Source organism: Budvicia aquatica DSM 5075 = ATCC 35567, assembly GCF_000427805.1.
GTDB lineage: Bacteria > Pseudomonadota > Gammaproteobacteria > Enterobacterales > Enterobacteriaceae > Budvicia > Budvicia aquatica.
This window is the reverse complement of sequence record NZ_ATYS01000072.1, coordinates 1-15,735: the sequence shown is the minus strand read 5'-3', so window position 1 is coordinate 15,735 and position 15,735 is coordinate 1. Positions and strand designations below refer to the sequence as shown.

The following is a 15,735-nucleotide window of genomic DNA, read 5'->3' as shown; positions in this document are numbered from 1 at the left end:
GAGACTATTATGACATCATCATTCATTACGGATGTGCCGGCATCAGTGTGCCCGCAAGTTTGCCACCTGTATGCTTTCAGGCATGACACGGCCCGACAGAACCGTCTTATTGACCCAGTAGCATTAAGTCAACTATTGGGATTAAAAACAGAGGCTCAACGCCGACTCAATCAATATACGGATGCGGCCATCCGTTTAGAACCTGACGTGAACCGATTACGCCGTTGGGCGAAGGTTGGGCTCTGTGAGTGGCCTGACGAGGTCGGTCGGGCAGAAGGGACCCGCCTCATGGGGATGATCGTGCCTGAGCTCATTATTCACGCGCTGATAAGTGAAGGTAAACTCTGCCCGCGGCCACGACGCCTCGCGTATAGCGGATATTGTCCGATAACACCGATAAAAAGGCCTGAGGGTCACCCGTCTCAAACGACCGTCTTCGTTGAACTGCTCAATGACGAGTGCCGTCGTTTGGGGCTGACGGCGCTACAGCGCAGGTTCGCTCAATTATCGGCCACGCTGATGGAGGCTTCAGCGCGGGAACGTTTTGCCTTAGTCTGCTTTCATGCGTTATTGAGGGGAGATATTGATACCGTATTCGGGCAATCTGCGGTCACGCTCAGCGTGTTGATGTCGAGCTATCTGGTTCACCATCCGGCGTTACAGGGCCCGGTTGAGGAATATCTGTTTTTCGCGTTCTATTCAACGTGGTTGAGTTATCCACCGGTGAGGGGGTAAATCATTAGGCCCAGAGATATCTCAGGCTCACGGGCTGACTGCTCACTACAGTGATATGGGTTCACTGCCGCACGATGGCTTCCAGAGTGCCCGGCAGGCCATCAATCAACACAAGCTGATAGTGGGTCTGTCCAGTATAGGTAAAGCAGGCCAGCTCTTCTAATAGGTCATACCGCGCGATGCGGTAAGTCAGCGCCTCATTCGGATGACACATTCGCGCATGCTTGAGCAGATAATCCAACGCGGCTTCCTGAGTCAGCATTAACGCCAGTGGGTTGGTTGAGGCTAAACCTTCGCTGTTATTGCGAATAATGGGCACATGGATAGANAGCGTCATGGTACTTAACCTTCATTGGTCAATCATAAAGAACGCCAATTTAGCAGGTTTTTTAACAGGGATTGATCGTTTGAAATGATGGAACTTCCAATATTGATCGTCCAAACCAATTGGAGGCTGAAAGCCGCGTCAGCTATGCTATTGGCACCGTCTCATCAGGCTGTCAGCCCTACGCATCGCATGAGAGAAATGATGAATATCCTCTATACCAATTTTCATGTCGCCGGTGGCGGTGGTCATGATGTGTACATCCGAACCTTGCTTAAACAGTCTACGCATCGGACTTATGTGGCCTGTCCAAAAAGTAGTTATTTGTATCGGTCGCTAACGCGGGATAACGTGGCCAATGTGCTGGCGTTGGATTTTCCGGGGAGGTTGAGCCAGAGCGTGCATCTTGTTACCCAACTCCGGCGGTTACTGACGATAATAGCGGAGCACCAGATTGATATTATCCACACCAACGGGTCGGCCGATAATCGTCTGGTGAGCTATGCCCGGTTATTGAGCCGCAGACACTTCAAGCACGTCTTTACTAAGCATAACGGGTTTCCTGTTCGGGGGCCGATATCCCAATGGCGCTTTCTCAAGGCCAATCACGCGATTATTTTTGTCAGCCAGTCGATTTATCAGTCCATTGGGTTTTCGGTTCAGTCCGATAAGATTGTGGTCATCCGTAATGGGGTCGATACCGACTACTGGCGACCACCGGTCACCGTCATCCCATCAGCCCAGATTCGGCTGGTCAGTATTGCGGGAACGTCAGGGTATAAAGGCTGGCACTATCTGATTAATGCCCTCAAGTTATTACCTGAATCTGTTCGCCATCGCTTTACGGTGACGATTGTCGGCACGTTACCGGATATCGCGACGCGTCTTGAGCGCTGTCGGGGGGATTGGTTGCCGGAACAGGTGACCTTCACGGGCTTTATGTCTGAGCCGTACCGCACCTTGTTAAACGCAGATATCGGGTTTGTGCTGTCCGATGCGGTGGAAACCATCAGCTTTGCGTGTCGAGAGATGATGTCAGCGGGCCTGCCGGTTATCGTCAGTGATTTTGGTGGCTTGCCGGAGAATATCACGCCGGGTATGGATGGTTGGGTCACACCGGTCGGGGATGAAACAGCATTGGCGGCGCTGTTACTCGAGATGAGTGCGCTGAGTCCAACTCAGTTAACCCAAATGAAACAACAGGCTCGGTGTAAGGCCGAACGGGAGTTTGGGATTGAATCAATGATAGCGCAGACACACCAAGTGTATACCCAGATAATGTCGTCAACCGATTGAGGCATGCGGGGCGGAAAAAAGGTCCCCGCCATGAGGTCCGGCACGGGGAGGCACAGAATGCAAATAGGGAGAAAATTGTAGAGCGGAAGACTGATTGTTATCATTGCGAGATATCGTCTCTACCCAATGAGTATCGCTTTCGATAGAAAGTGAGTCAATCAGATTATTCTTGCACCATCGCACGCGGAATAACCTACTGTTTTAGTTGGTTATCAATCCTTGTCTGTATCCCATACTCACGCTTTACGTAACAACGTTAGACCCTCTGAATCCCTTACGGTATTCATGTCTTTGACGGGATGCGGTTGTCCCTGATGCGATGCGTGGCTCGAGAGCCCAATAAGATGAGCCGGGTGTGTGCCCTTCGGTTAGCCTGACTCTCTCGGTTGGCGGTGTTTCCCCATGACAAATAGGGATATGGGGAGTGAGCATCACTGACAATCCGTAAAATGAAATAATATTTTATCCCTTCATTTATCTATTCACATTCATTGTATTGAGATTACAGTCTTCTTTTTAATTCATTATTGAATGATAAAGTATGTAAATTAATACACAGTAAAATGGCGAGATTATTATTATTTTAATTGTTGATTATTGTCGTTGAAATTGTTGTGTGTTTGTATATTTTTTTAATTATTCATGCATTCATTTCTATCGAGCATTCAATTAATGTCGCTCATCAAATAAATAAATGAATAAAGATACCCTCGTCTTATTGATATATGTCACAACTACATTCTTTTCCTCCGGATTTTATAACAAATCAGTGATGTAAATTAAATGGCATATATTGAATTTAAATGCTGATTATTGATCAGTTATCGATCTTCTAGATTGCATTAATTAACCGCGTTAGTTTATTGTGCTTATAATATCCGTTTTTATTAGTCTTTATGGATTAATCTGTCGATAAAGCGCGTATTGCGATCGATATTGCTTACCAACTCCTCTTGTGTATAATCCCCATAAATGATTCGACTGAGTGTATAACCATTCCATTTTTTAAATTTACATGACGATGGATTCGTTGGTTTCATTAATTAACTTTACATTAAATACGTTGCTCATTGGTTTCATTGCAACGAAAAATGATTAATCACTTAGGGTGATGATAAATTCAGTATTCATTATATTAAATTGATAGGTCCATCACGATTTAGCGTGATGAGTGGTGTTATTAGCGTGTTTTTTTATTTTGTTTTCATTTAACCAACCTCAGTCGACATTGTTTTTGTGTGGGCAGATTAGGTGGTTGGAATATTAACGTTGGCAGGGTAGCTCAACTTTCTTATATCAGTGATGTCATCAGGACAGCGCGTTCGGCGCAAGGGAATGGAATAATGAAAATAACAATGCGTCTTTCGATTATCGCCTTATTGTGGATGGGGTGCGAAGGTGTCATGGCGACCGAGAGTGTGGGGCATGCAGCTCCTGCACCGGCACCCACTTCCCGTCTTTATACCGTCCCCACCGACAGCAGTGTGTATCAACTGGCTTTGCAAAGCGGCGTGAGCGTCGCAGAGTTACGGGCCCTGAATCACGGTGGAATTGACCGCCGTGAAGCGATGAAGGCCGGTGAGAGCCTGTTGTTGCCCGCCAACTCTCCGTTGTTGCCAGTGGTGGATAATACGGGTCTGTACGTGAATAACCTGCCGGAATTAGGGATGGGTAATGACCCATTACCGAAGGCCGATAAGGATGGCCGGATGCCCGCCTCGGCGCTGGAAATGAAAGCGGCTGGCGCCGCTCAGTCAGTGGGTGGTCAGGACTGGAACAACATGACTGGCGACCAGGTGCAAAATCAAGCCGAAAGCTGGGCAAAAAACAAAGCGAAAGCCGAAGTGTTGAATCCGGTCCAGCAGCAGGCTCGGGATTTTCTGGGTCAATTTGGTAAGGCTCAAGTCAACATCACTGTGGATGACAAAGGTAGCCTCAAAGGCAGTTCGGGGTCGTTGTTGTCGCCTTGGTATGACACCGACAGCATGCTGATTTTCTCACAGGTGGGCATTCACGGTCAGGATGGTCGAACTATCGGCAATCTGGGAGTGGGTGTGCGCTTTGATGAAGGTGACTGGATGTGGGGAGGAAATACCTTCCTGGACCAAGATATCAGCCGTAATCATACCCGGGGCGGTGTGGGCGGTGAGCTGTGGACCGATAACCTGAAGTTCGCGGCCAACTATTATCACCCACTGTCTTCCTGGAAAGACTCCAAAGACTTTGATGATTATTTAGAACGTCCTGCCGAGGGCTACGATGTCCGCGCTCAGGGCTACCTGCCGTCTTACCCGCACTTGGGGGCATCGGTGGTATACGAGCAATACTTCGGCGATGAAGTGGCACTGTTTGGTAAAGAAAACCTTCAGGAAGACCCACATGCGGTCACCGTGGGCGTGGATTATACCCCTGTGCCGTTAGTGACCCTGAAGCTGAGTCACAAAGAAGGCCAGAACGGCAAGAATGAAGAGAAAGCGGACCTGGTATTGAGTTATCAGCTGGGGACGTCGCTGGACAAACAGCTTGACCCGGAGCAGGTGGCGGTCGCTCGCAGTCTGAGAGGCAGTCGTTACGATATGGTTGACCGTAATTACGACATCGTTCTGGAATACAAAGAGAAGGCCGGTGTGCTCGAGGTTGATTTGGCTGCTGTGCCGACAGACTTGCTGGAGGGCGACATCTACCTGATGCACCCGCTGGTTCGCAGCAAATACAAGATAACCGCGGTGAACTGGAACGGGGACATTATCCCGCTGGCCATGACGCCGACGGCGGGCAATACCAATCCGGATGGGTGGCAGATTACCTTACCAACCTGGGACTCCTCACCCACTGCGACCAACCGTTACCGGTTGTCGGTCACCTTAACCAATGAGAAAGGCAAGCAAGTGACCTCTAATGAGGTTGAGGTGGTCGTCGGGCAGCAGCGCCAGAGTAAGCTGGATGTTGAAGGCAGTGCCAGCAAGCAAGCCTCAGGTCTGGGCGCCGATGCCATTCAACTGGTGACCTATGTCACTAACCACGAAGGCGTGGTGATTAATGACCCGGCCTTGTTAAAGCCGACCTGGATAGTGACTAACCTGGATACCGGGGCGGTGCTGACGGTCAATGATATCTGTACCACCGATGCCCAAAATACTCTCCAGCCATGCGTGAGCATCAAGAGTGACCGTACCGAGGTGCGTGATGGGGTGACGTATTACATCCGAGAAGTGGTGAGTACTCTGGTGGGGCGTTTTAGCGTCGTCGCGGACCTGGGGCGTTATGGTAAAACCGCGCCTCGGGAGATGGTCTTTAGCAAGCAATCGGCATTACGGGCTGAAATTCTGGACCCGGACGGCAAGGACATTCTGGTGGCGCGGACCAGTCCGGTGGTGGGCGTGACCTATACGGTGAAGTTGTTTAATGCGGCTAATGACGACATTACCCAGACATTTGCGCCAGAGACACTGCACTGGGCGCTGGATGGGGCGAACAGTGCGGGCTGTAGCGTGACGCTGACTGACCATGATACCGGCGTGACCGGATACACCTTTACACCACGGACTAACGCCAACAGTAACAGCGGTGTGGTGTGCGGTGACCAGGGTTTTGGTCTGAAGGTGAATTTCTGAGGCTGATGTCGCGGGGTGTAGAGGGCGTCGGGGTGACTGGCACTCTCCATCAGGCCACCCTCTGGGTCAGTTGGCTCAACGCTTCGCAGAGAAAACCAGGCCGATAAGCGGCATTACTGAGTCAGACCGGCACAGCAGGTCGTGCCGATAATACTGGCAAGCGCAAGCAGACACACACGCACAGATGTCGGCGCGGGTCTGTGAGGAATACAGGGATAGAACATGAAAACGCAACACATCACACAACGCACAGTATCACATCAGGCCCCGCCTATAGCCGCGCTGACGACGGTGGCTATAGGGGTATTGATGGCCCTGAGTCTGGTCGGGTCAGCCTGGGCAGACAGCACCCCCACCACAGTAGCAGTGAGTGGTGCGGTGCCCATTTTGGTCGCGCCATCCAATAATCATAACCATGCCGTGGATTTCAGTGGCACTTATGCGCGTCCCGACGTGATGTCGACCGGGGATACGGTGGTATTGACTTATCGCCATGATGACACTGATGGGGATGCAGACGATTCCTTGTCCACCGTGGTGTGGCGGTATACCCCGGTGGGCGGTGGGGCGGATATCACGATAATCCCGACCAGTAATGTGCCCGCTGTAGGGGCGGCTCCGGGGACTTCGACCATCATTATTCCGTCTCAGGCGTTAGGCGCGGCGGTGATTAAAGTGGAAATCTGGGAGCAGTCGAAGACGGGCATTCCGCTTCGAGGTCAGCAGGCCATCATTGTGCTGGATACCAGTAAAGGGACTGCGTCAGGCGGTGGCGGGGGGACACCAACCCCGTCTGGGCCGATAGTGATGGGGTCGGGGACCACTGACATTATGGGTGGCATATACCGACTGGCGGATAACCCGAGTGCTGGCAGTGGGGCTACGGACTACTCCCGCACCACGGGCAACAATCCAACCGTTGGTGAGACGTACCTGTTCCGGACTTGGCGTGACACCAACGACAACGGCATCTGGGATGCGGGTGAAGAGGACGTGACACCGCTGTTGCGTACGATGACCTGGACGCTGGAGGGCAATAATGCGACGGCGGCGGGCGGCGGGACCTCGATGACGTTAACCAATCACGCCACGGGGGTGACGGCTGACCGTTATACGGTGCCGGTGAACAGTGCATCAAGTGCCGGGGCGCCATCCGGTGACCAAGGATTTAGTCTGAAAGTGGTATTTGAGTAAGCGGGTCGCGTTATTGGGGCCAGAGATAGCGGCGACGGCCTTGCGATGACGGCAGGGTCAATCAATGAGGCAAGGCAAGACGACGCAAAAAAAGAAAGGCAAGGGTAGGGCAAGGAAAAAATAAAATAACAAAGATAAAACAAAGCTAAAACAAAGCAAGAACGAAGACAAAACAAAGAAAGGGCAAGAAAAAAGGACAGGCAACATCGATGTAAACGTTATGCCACGGGTAGTCATTAACCGTAAAAACAACCGCATAGTATTGTGCATAAAGGACTGATAAGGAAAGTAAAAGATGAAGACAATGAAGACGCGTACCTTCACGTTAAAGCGGGTCGCTCTGGCGATGATGATTGCTGCGGGCACGATGACCAGCGTTTATGCCGCGGTGACCGGTTCTACCGGGACTATCCGGGGTGAAGTCCCGGTACTGAGTTCGCCGTCCACCAGCAGCGCTCACTCGGTGAACTTTGAAACCAATGGTGCTAATCCACTGGCACCGACCACCGGTGACACCATCACGATGGTCTATAAGTACACCGACAGTGATGGTGATACGGATGACTCCACGACCACGGTGGAGTGGTACTACGTTCCGTCCAACGGTACGGGTACCGCTGTGGCTATCACGCCAACCAATACGCTGGCACCGAATGCGTCCGGTGGTGAAGGGCGCAGTGCGGTCATCATTCCTGATGGCGCGGTGGGGGGCATTATTAAAGCGATTATCACGGAGCAGTCGCTGACGGGTGACCTGAGAACGGGTCGCGTGATTACCTATAACGACGTGGCTAAGCCGGGTAGTTTTGGTCCGGGGCCTGGCGGTGAGCCGGGTGGTGAGCCGGGCGGGGAAACCGATGTTCCGGATAAACCAATTGAGCCAGGTACTGGCTTGGTACCGAAGATTACGCTGGTCGGTGGTGATGGTACCAACCTGATTGGTACGGCGACGAAACTGAAAGTCGGTTCAACCTATGCGTTTAACTTGTACGCCTCGGATGGTACGACTGACCTGACCAGTACCGTTAACTACAAGTGGAAGCTAACAGGTACCAGTGCGACCACCAATACAGCCGCTCCAGCCACATTGTGGAACCCGGATGCGAACCTGATTGTACCGACCAACACGGCCGGTAAGGTTATCTCGACATCGGATGACGGTGTGCAGGGCTTTGGTCTGGCCGTGGATTACGTGTCTAAACCGTAAGCAGAGTGAAGGGCGTGGCAGGGACGCTGCGCGATAAGGTTGTTTGTCTTTAGCGAGACAAACAGCCGGATGACAGGCAAGGGCAGGTCAGTGCATAACACGCACTGTGCTGCCTGAGCAATAAGGTGGTGTGAGTGATGTCTTTTGGTGGTCGAATGACGGGATGGGTATCCGCAATCGGTCATCACTGGGGTGTGATGAACAATAGCCCAAGGTGACAGGGCGAACCTATCGGTTTGGGCTATTGGTTATTCGGGATGCAGCGTGTTGCAGACTGACAGGAATTTCAGGGAGCGAGTATGTGGTGTTCGCGTATGACTCACGATGAGCAGCAAGGGGTAAGGGCATGAAATTAAGAATAACAAAAACCGCAGCCAGCGTGTCATGTGTACTTGGGGTCCTGACATTGATGATGGGGAGTGTTGGGGTTAATGCCAAGTTGAGTCCGAGTACGGGGACCATTGAGGGGCGTGCGCCGACGGCGACCGGGACTCTGAGTGTGCTGTTTCCTGATGGGGCGACGTCGGTAACCAATAATGCAGTGGTTAATGCCGCGATGAAGCCCAGCGATTTTAAGGTCTCTACCTCTGTTCTGACTTTGCAAGACCTGGACGGTGATACTGGATTAAGCTCATCCCTGGATACGGCGGCGGTCACGTGGGTCTGGACGTACAACGGCATAGGTCTAACTTCCGACCAGTTAGCAGAGTCATTCAGCGCGAACTTTTCAGGCAAAACATTGACCGTATCAGCCAGCGCTCCGGTGACGGTTTCGTCGCTCACCGGAGCCCCGACAACCAGTGGTCCGCAACCGCTCAGCAGTGCCACATACTCGCTCGTCGTGCCGGTAGCTCCGACAGTGCGGGTGAATGGGGCTAGTTTTGCAATAAACTCGGGATTCCCACAAACCGGCTTTAGTCAGGCGCAATTCCAGTTCTGGATGGACGGGACCAGCACGGCTAGTAACAGCAATTACACGTTCGCCGCTGACGCGTCTGCACCGTGGGTCACGGTTAACGCCACAACGGGCGTCGTGAAATTCACCGGCGTTCCCTCGACTGCACAAACGGTCAATATCGCTATTACCGACAAACGTGGGGGGCCGGCATCGACATTCTCATTCAGGGTCGGAACGTGGTTCATCAACAATACGCCGACAGTCGGGCGCCCCGCGGACGCAGACGCATGGTGCGCCACGAAACCGGGGTATGTTGTGCCGCACCACAGGCAGATGACGGGCCCATCAGCCACCGGATCAGCGGGCGGCCCTCGTGCCGTCGGGGCGCTGTGGGATGAGTGGGGCAGCATGGTGACAGCAGATTATACCGGGGCCGGATTTCTGGACGGGGCTTACCAGGCGCACGTCGCAAGCGACGTAGATGGGAGTGGCTACAGATACGTGGTCGGACTGGCATCGGGAAGAACTGAGGCCATCAGTCTAAGCTCCGGGGGTTACAACATGGCGTGCGCAAGATCACTTTAGCCGTTGTATGGGATAGTCAATGATAACCTACCGCGAAGTAGGAATTTTACCGGTGGTCTGGGTGCCGTATCGTGCGCAATGGCCTTGTGATGAAGGTTTTTATTAACCGGTGCGTCCACATTAGGAGCGCATGGACACCAACTGAATGCCGGTAATTAACAAAAGGCGACGAAATAGATAATGAATCAAATAGATAAAGCCGATGCTTCCCTCAAAACAGCTTCCATGACACTGAATGGTGTGATGCGATTTACGCCTTTATTCCGAGCTGTCTCGGCTCTACTTATTGCTATGGGCTCCTCTTGTGGACTGGCAGGGCAAGTCCCGTCTCCTCCACGTCAGGTTGTACTGACTCCACCTGAGGCTGCCCCCGCCGTTGCGCAAACTCAGTTGCCTGGCTCGACACAGTCCATACCGGTAACTCCGGCCTCGACGTCCGTTGCGGTTGTGCCTGCGCCGCCTGTTTCGATTGCGGTTACACCGACAACGCCTGTATCCGTATCGACACCAACACTCGCGCCGGTTGCGGACATTCCAAAGCCGCCGGATGTTGGCGCGCCGACTACACCCGTCGTGGTGCACAATGACCTATCGGCGACCCCTGCTCCCGCAGAGCTCATTGGGCCATCGACCCGGGTTGATGATTTAGACCCTTCCTCCACGGTATCCGCGACCCTCGACATATCTGCGATAAGAGACCTCAGGGCTGCGTCCACGATATTGGTGAGCGGCAAGACCTTTTCGGCGGATGTTAGTTTCCCGCAGACCGGCTTTGTTGGTGCAACGTTTCAGGTGGTGATTGATGGTCGTGACCCACAGGCTAACGCTCAGTACCAGTGGCGCAGTAGCCAGCCCTGGGTGAGTGTCGACAACACCGGTGCGGTCACCTTTACGGCGATGCCAACACCACAGACCCGAACAGTGACTCTGACAGCCACACTGGCCAGCAGTGAGGCGGTGCCGCTGGTCACCAGCTTCACGATTAACCGTTGGTTTATCAATGCCAAAGCAGAAAAAATGGCGAGCGCAGCCGCCACCGCGTGGTGCCAATCTCAGGGGAATGGCTTTGCCGTACCTGAGGCGTCCATGATGACAGCCACCACATCGAGTACGCCTTCATTACGAGAGGCTAATGGCAAGCTGTGGAATGAATGGGGGCCGATGGCGCTCTACCGTTCCGGTTGGCAACTGGATAACTACTGGGGTGCAAAGACTCAGGGAGCCACCCGAGAGATGGTGGGGCTGGTGGGCGGGAGCTTCTACTGGGTGCCTGACAGCAGTCAGCACCTCGTGACCTGCGTTCGTTCACTGCAGTGATGTTTCGCCCTGAAGTTGGGGTGCCGATTTTTGAGTGAGGGCCGATGTCCGGAGTGACATCGTGCCGGTGCTGATATTCAGCGTTTTTTCAAGGTAAGCATGATGTCACAGCGTGTATTGACTTGGTCAGGGAGCAACTATAGCGAATTAGCTCGCGTTGCGGCGGAAAAAGAGCGGGCCCACGATTGGGTTGAGGCGATTACTCAGTGGGAGCAGGCCGCCTATATGGCTAAATTCCCGGAGAACCGGGCGTGGGCAACGGCTAGGGCTGAGGCGTGTCGTCATCGTTGTGCGCAGACGAGGCGAGGGCTGACTTGATCGTGACGGAGAGTTAGTACTGACCCTCAGCCCATGACGTGCTAACAGATAACCAATAGCAAGCGAACGGCATCAGACCTGCCGTGTAACCACCGGGCCAGACGATGAGAAAACCCAATATAAGGACAGTAGATTGCAAATCAACATAACCCCTTTTCTGGTGGTGTCGGCGTTGCTGTTGACTGCCTGTGATAACAACAGTCACCTGACAATCGTCCGCTCCCTACCCTTGCCCGCATTGGTCACGGCGTCAGCCAATACCAAGATGACGCTGGGTGAGGCACTGGATAAACGACCTGCCTGTGACAAAACCGTCTGGTCGCAAATGGACACTCGGGATAACAGCAGTGCAGCCTCAACGCAGCCGGCTACGGTTGAGTACCAGTGCACCCTGTCTGCTACACAGACTCAGGCGTTATTTTCCTCTCAGTGGACGGACTGGGTGGAGCGTCATCAGCGCCGTTTGGCGGACAGTGAAAAATTGAAAATCGCTGCGCTGGATAAAAAAACAAGCGAACATCCCCGGCAGACGCTGTCTACCGCCCGCTGGGTATTTGAAGAACTTCAGTCCAGCGGCGACTTGGCGCGTTATAAGGCGCTGATTAAGGACTCTCCGGCACGCACATTGCGTCTGGATGCAGTGAATGCGTACTTCGCCAGCCCTGAAGGCCAGGCTTATCTCTCGACCACCCAGAAAACGAAGTCTCGCGTGACTGCCGCGAAAGCGGCCTTGAAAGCGGTCACGCAGGTTGTGGCGGCATCGGGGTTAGCGACGGACACCCATAATCTCGATGCCTGTCAGGCGCCGATTTTATTTGTCTTGGCCATTGTCCTGACGCCCGAGGAAGTTGCGTTGGGGCTGAGTGAGTGTGAGTCAACCGTTGACCAGCGCTACCAGACCGATATCGCCAGTGCAGAACGTCAGGCTGATGTTGCCCGCGCCATGCTGGATAAGCTCAAGCAGCCTATCGGGCTTATTGATGTGAAAGAAATTATCACCTGGGCGGTGCCAACCAACGGCACCCCTCAGATAGCCACTCATACGTTAGTGCTGGACATCAAGGTGGGTGAAACTCCGCGTCAGGTGACCAAGGCGATGGGGATAACCGACAGTGATTTGGCTGTTGTACTGGCCGGGGAGATAAGTGGTGCTCATCAGAATGCCCTTATCAGTGCAATGAGTGACCTGGTCAGATAATACCCCCGGAATGCCGGTCTAAGCCGTTACAAGGATAGCAGTGATGTACAGGTACAAAATGGTTCAGGTTCCCCCGACGATTACTGTCAAGGCCAAAGACAACCGAAGCGGTCTGGCTGCAGAGTATCTGGAGAATGTGGTTAATGAGTGGGCTTACCAGGGGTGGGAGTTTCATCGGGTGGATGTTATCGGTATTGAAAAAACGTCAGGCTTGTTGGGGCGTAAAACTGACTATAACCATTATTACGTCATCAGTTTTCGAAAGCTCATTAAGGCCTGACATGACGCTGACAAGCTGTATGGCGGTGAGGCTTTCTCGTGGGTCACTCAATGCGGTGATATTGCCTTGGGGTGACGGTGTGTGAGGAGAGCGCGTCATGGTTGTGAAGACTGAGTCAGTGGGTCAGGCATGGCAGGCGTTGTTGGCTGAGATTGGCCGGGATGTCGATTATCACCGGGTCAGGGTTGATGCGTTAAACCGGATTGACCGGGCAGGCGTGGTCATACTGTTACTTTCTCTGGTACTGAGTGGGGTCTGGGGCGGTATCTATGGACTGGGGCTGGGATTGTTGGCGGTATTTTTTGGGGTCTCGGTGGGGGCTTTTATTGTTGCCCATCGATTAAGTCGTCAGGTGCGGCGTCATACCGATGTGATGGACCGGTTGATTTTCTTGCAGTCATGGGCCTGCGGGACGCCAATGACGGAGGGTGGCCTCCTGCATTTGAGTCGAGAGCGTCAGCACATTGACATTGAGGGACGACTGAGTGAAAGGCGTTCCCTGGCGTGACGTTACTGCTGAGATGGGGTGGTTGTCTGTTTGGGGGATTGGCCTGCGTTAGCGTGAAAAACAGAAAAGCAGAAAAGGATGATGGCATGAAGGGGTTATCGACCTGAGCTATCCGGTTGAGTGGTGCGGCATTTGTGGGTGCTTGCCCCTCGATGACTGGCCTGGTTGCCGGGTCAACAATAAGAAGGTGTGTGGCGATGTTTGATTACTATAAAAAACTGCCGGCGTGTCCGCACTGCAACAAGGCGACCGTGGTGCGTAAACACGGGACTGCCCGTAGTCGCCTCCAGCGCTACCGGTGTTGTGATTGTCGACGAACCTTTCAGGCCAAATATATTTATTTTATCCATCGGGTGTCTAGTGTCCCCGCAGAATAAGGGGACAAGACGCAAGGTGATACCAGCTCGATAGACTGCCCCATGACGGATGGGTGTTTTATACCCGCACGCTGGGGGCATATAGGTCATTAGGGAAGCCGCAATGAGATAAGGCAGGGTTATCAAACGAATAATAATGCTGATTCAACAGTCTCTTTGTTATTTATATGTCATTAACGTTAATAGGATGTATTTTGCTATGAATAAGATTTACAAAACGGTATTTAATCGCGCGACGGGACAGTGTGTTGTGACCTCGGAGCTGGCTAAGGGTAAAGTTAAGTCGTCGTCAGTCGCGACGGTAATAACGGTTGCCGTGGCGATGACAGCGATGGCCGGTCTGCCTGAGCGCGCAGAGGCGGCACTGATTAACCAAAGTACAACCTTAAATGTGGGCACTGGCATCACAGAAACCCTCGATGCGGGTAGCGCCATTAACGTCACCAATGCGGCAGGAATTAATGTTTCGGGTGGTGGAACACTCATCGCTAATGGCACCGAGAGCAGTCCCGATATCAATATTAATTCCAATAATGGGGTGCTGATTGATGGCGTGGGTTCTTCCGCCACGATGAATGGCGTTAACATCATAAATAGCTCGACTAGTAGCGGTCGGGGGGTGGTGTCTCAAAATGGTGGGGTATTTAATATTAACCACTCGATTGTCGATGTATCGGGGCTGGCTGCAATTGGTGTGGTTGCGGGCAATACTACGGGCAATAGTATCAATAATACCACCATCACAACCCATGGTAATTCTATTGCATATGGCGTTCAGTCTACTGGCACTAACGGTCTATTAACGTTAGACCATGTGAATGTGAGGACGACAGGGGTAGCGGATGCTGGTGGTAGGCCTACTGCTATTGTCACTCAAGGTGGAGGGACGGTCATTATTAATGATACTAATGGTCGATCTACTATCACTGCTAATGAAGGTAGGGGGCTATATGCTGGCACTGGTACCATCATTGGTTCTTCTGTTGATATTGTTAGCAATTTCAACGGTGCCACTGTCAGCTCTGATTCCATTATAGACCTAACGAATAGCACGATTACCACTACGGGGGCGGGTGCTATTGGTGTCATTGTAGTTGGTAATGGTCAATTAACCTTAACTGACACGGATGTGGATAGCCAGGGTGACGCGATATCCCTAAGCGGAGGTACTGCTTCTGCAGCAAACACCGTCACTATCACTGGTGGTGATTTAGTCAGTCAAAATGGTTCTGGTATTCATCAAGATGGTGGCGTGAGCAATATTGTTGTGAATGATGGTGCCACCATTACCGCCAACAATGGTGGTGCGGCTATCAAAACTGGCAATGATGCCATCATGAATATAGCCCTGTCGGGCGCAGATACCGCGGTCAGTGGCAATATTGAAAACAATGGCAGCAGTACTATTAATGGTGGTCTTGTTGATGGTGCTGTTCTAAATGGTGACTTAGTTAACAATAGTACGGGTGATCTTAATTTTGCCATCGATAACGGTACCCTGAGTGGTGGCGGAACTAACAACGGTTCAGGTGATTTAACCATCAATGCCGGAGGCAGTGACTCGACTGTGACTGGTGACTTGGTGAACAACAGCACCACCGGTGGTACGGTCAATGGCAATATCACCGATGGCGCGACCATTGATGGTGACATTACCAACAGTGCTGGCAGTAATGGCAATACCAACGTGACGGTCGACAACGGTACCCTGAACGGCAGTGGCACCAATAACGGTGCCGGTGAGTTAGTGATTGATGTTGTTAACGGCGGAACGGTTGAAGGCGGCGTAGAGAACGGCGCAGGCAGTACCGGTGATACTACGGTGACGGTGGATAACGGTACGCTGAACGGTGGTGGTACTAACAACGGCCTGGGTGATTTAA

General features: G+C 52.5%; 14 protein-coding genes. 13 read left to right on the top strand and 1 reads right to left on the bottom strand.

Going from position 1 to position 15,735, the window contains the following annotated elements:
• From YWE_RS0119285 to YWE_RS0119260, 5 genes are all read left to right on the top strand, one after another.
• Positions 1 to 735, top strand: a 735-nt coding sequence (locus YWE_RS0119285; RefSeq protein ID WP_029096000.1) for a hypothetical protein, incomplete at its 5' end; no start/stop codon positions are given.
• A 412-nt stretch (positions 736 to 1,147) separates the two neighbouring features.
• A complete protein-coding gene (locus YWE_RS29160; protein ID WP_051323446.1) occupies positions 1,148 to 2,356 on the top strand; it encodes a glycosyltransferase family 4 protein in 1,209 nt (402 codons plus the stop codon).
• A 1,343-nt stretch (positions 2,357 to 3,699) separates the two neighbouring features.
• Positions 3,700 to 5,970, top strand: a complete 2,271-nt coding sequence (locus YWE_RS0119270; RefSeq protein ID WP_029095998.1) for an inverse autotransporter beta domain-containing protein — start codon at positions 3,700 to 3,702, stop codon at positions 5,968 to 5,970.
• A 222-nt stretch (positions 5,971 to 6,192) separates the two neighbouring features.
• Positions 6,193 to 7,164 carry a SinI family autotransporter-associated protein gene (locus tag YWE_RS0119265; RefSeq protein WP_227659924.1) on the top strand — a complete coding sequence of 324 codons (972 nt, stop codon included), beginning with the start codon at positions 6,193 to 6,195 and terminating at the stop codon, positions 7,162 to 7,164.
• Between the two features lie 295 nt (positions 7,165 to 7,459).
• Positions 7,460 to 8,371 (top strand): SinI family autotransporter-associated protein, encoded by a 912-nt coding sequence (locus YWE_RS0119260; protein WP_051323445.1) that lies wholly within the window; start codon positions 7,460 to 7,462, stop codon positions 8,369 to 8,371.
• A 228-nt stretch (positions 8,372 to 8,599) separates the two neighbouring features.
• Here YWE_RS0119260 and YWE_RS30570 read toward each other — a convergent pair whose 3' ends face one another.
• Positions 8,600 to 9,154 carry a hypothetical protein gene (locus YWE_RS30570; RefSeq protein ID WP_127526425.1) on the bottom strand — a complete coding sequence of 185 codons (555 nt, stop codon included), beginning with the start codon at positions 9,152 to 9,154 and terminating at the stop codon, positions 8,600 to 8,602.
• On the opposite strand from YWE_RS30570, the gene YWE_RS31760 reads away from it, so the two are divergent.
• From YWE_RS31760 to YWE_RS0119220, 8 genes are all read left to right on the top strand, one after another.
• Positions 9,135 to 9,854 carry a hypothetical protein gene (locus YWE_RS31760; protein ID WP_345917568.1) on the top strand — a complete coding sequence of 240 codons (720 nt, stop codon included), beginning with the start codon at positions 9,135 to 9,137 and terminating at the stop codon, positions 9,852 to 9,854. The two genes, YWE_RS30570 and YWE_RS31760, sit on opposite strands and share 20 nt — an antisense overlap.
• A 180-nt stretch (positions 9,855 to 10,034) precedes the next feature.
• Positions 10,035 to 11,171, top strand: a complete 1,137-nt coding sequence (locus YWE_RS30560) for a hypothetical protein (RefSeq protein WP_127526426.1) — start codon at positions 10,035 to 10,037, stop codon at positions 11,169 to 11,171.
• 102 nt (positions 11,172 to 11,273) lie between these two features.
• On the top strand, positions 11,274 to 11,489 hold the full coding sequence (locus YWE_RS27890; protein ID WP_036016564.1) for an ANR family transcriptional regulator: 216 nt from the start codon (positions 11,274 to 11,276) through the stop codon (positions 11,487 to 11,489).
• Positions 11,490 to 11,622: 133 nt separating this feature from the next.
• Positions 11,623 to 12,687 carry a hypothetical protein gene (locus YWE_RS0119235; RefSeq protein WP_029095992.1) on the top strand — a complete coding sequence of 355 codons (1,065 nt, stop codon included), beginning with the start codon at positions 11,623 to 11,625 and terminating at the stop codon, positions 12,685 to 12,687.
• A 43-nt stretch (positions 12,688 to 12,730) separates the two neighbouring features.
• Complete coding sequence (locus YWE_RS0119230; protein ID WP_029095991.1) at positions 12,731 to 12,967, top strand: hypothetical protein; 237 nt, start codon at positions 12,731 to 12,733, stop codon at positions 12,965 to 12,967.
• A gap of 97 nt (positions 12,968 to 13,064) precedes the next feature.
• On the top strand, positions 13,065 to 13,475 hold the full coding sequence (locus YWE_RS0119225; protein ID WP_029095990.1) for a hypothetical protein: 411 nt from the start codon (positions 13,065 to 13,067) through the stop codon (positions 13,473 to 13,475).
• A gap of 152 nt (positions 13,476 to 13,627) precedes the next feature.
• Entirely contained in the window at positions 13,628 to 13,852 is a 225-nt protein-coding gene (locus tag YWE_RS32025; RefSeq protein WP_428829282.1) for an IS1/IS1595 family N-terminal zinc-binding domain-containing protein, read from the top strand.
• Between the two features lie 199 nt (positions 13,853 to 14,051).
• The coding region (locus tag YWE_RS0119220; protein WP_029095989.1) for an ESPR-type extended signal peptide-containing protein at positions 14,052 to 15,735 on the top strand (1,684 nt) is incomplete at its 3' end.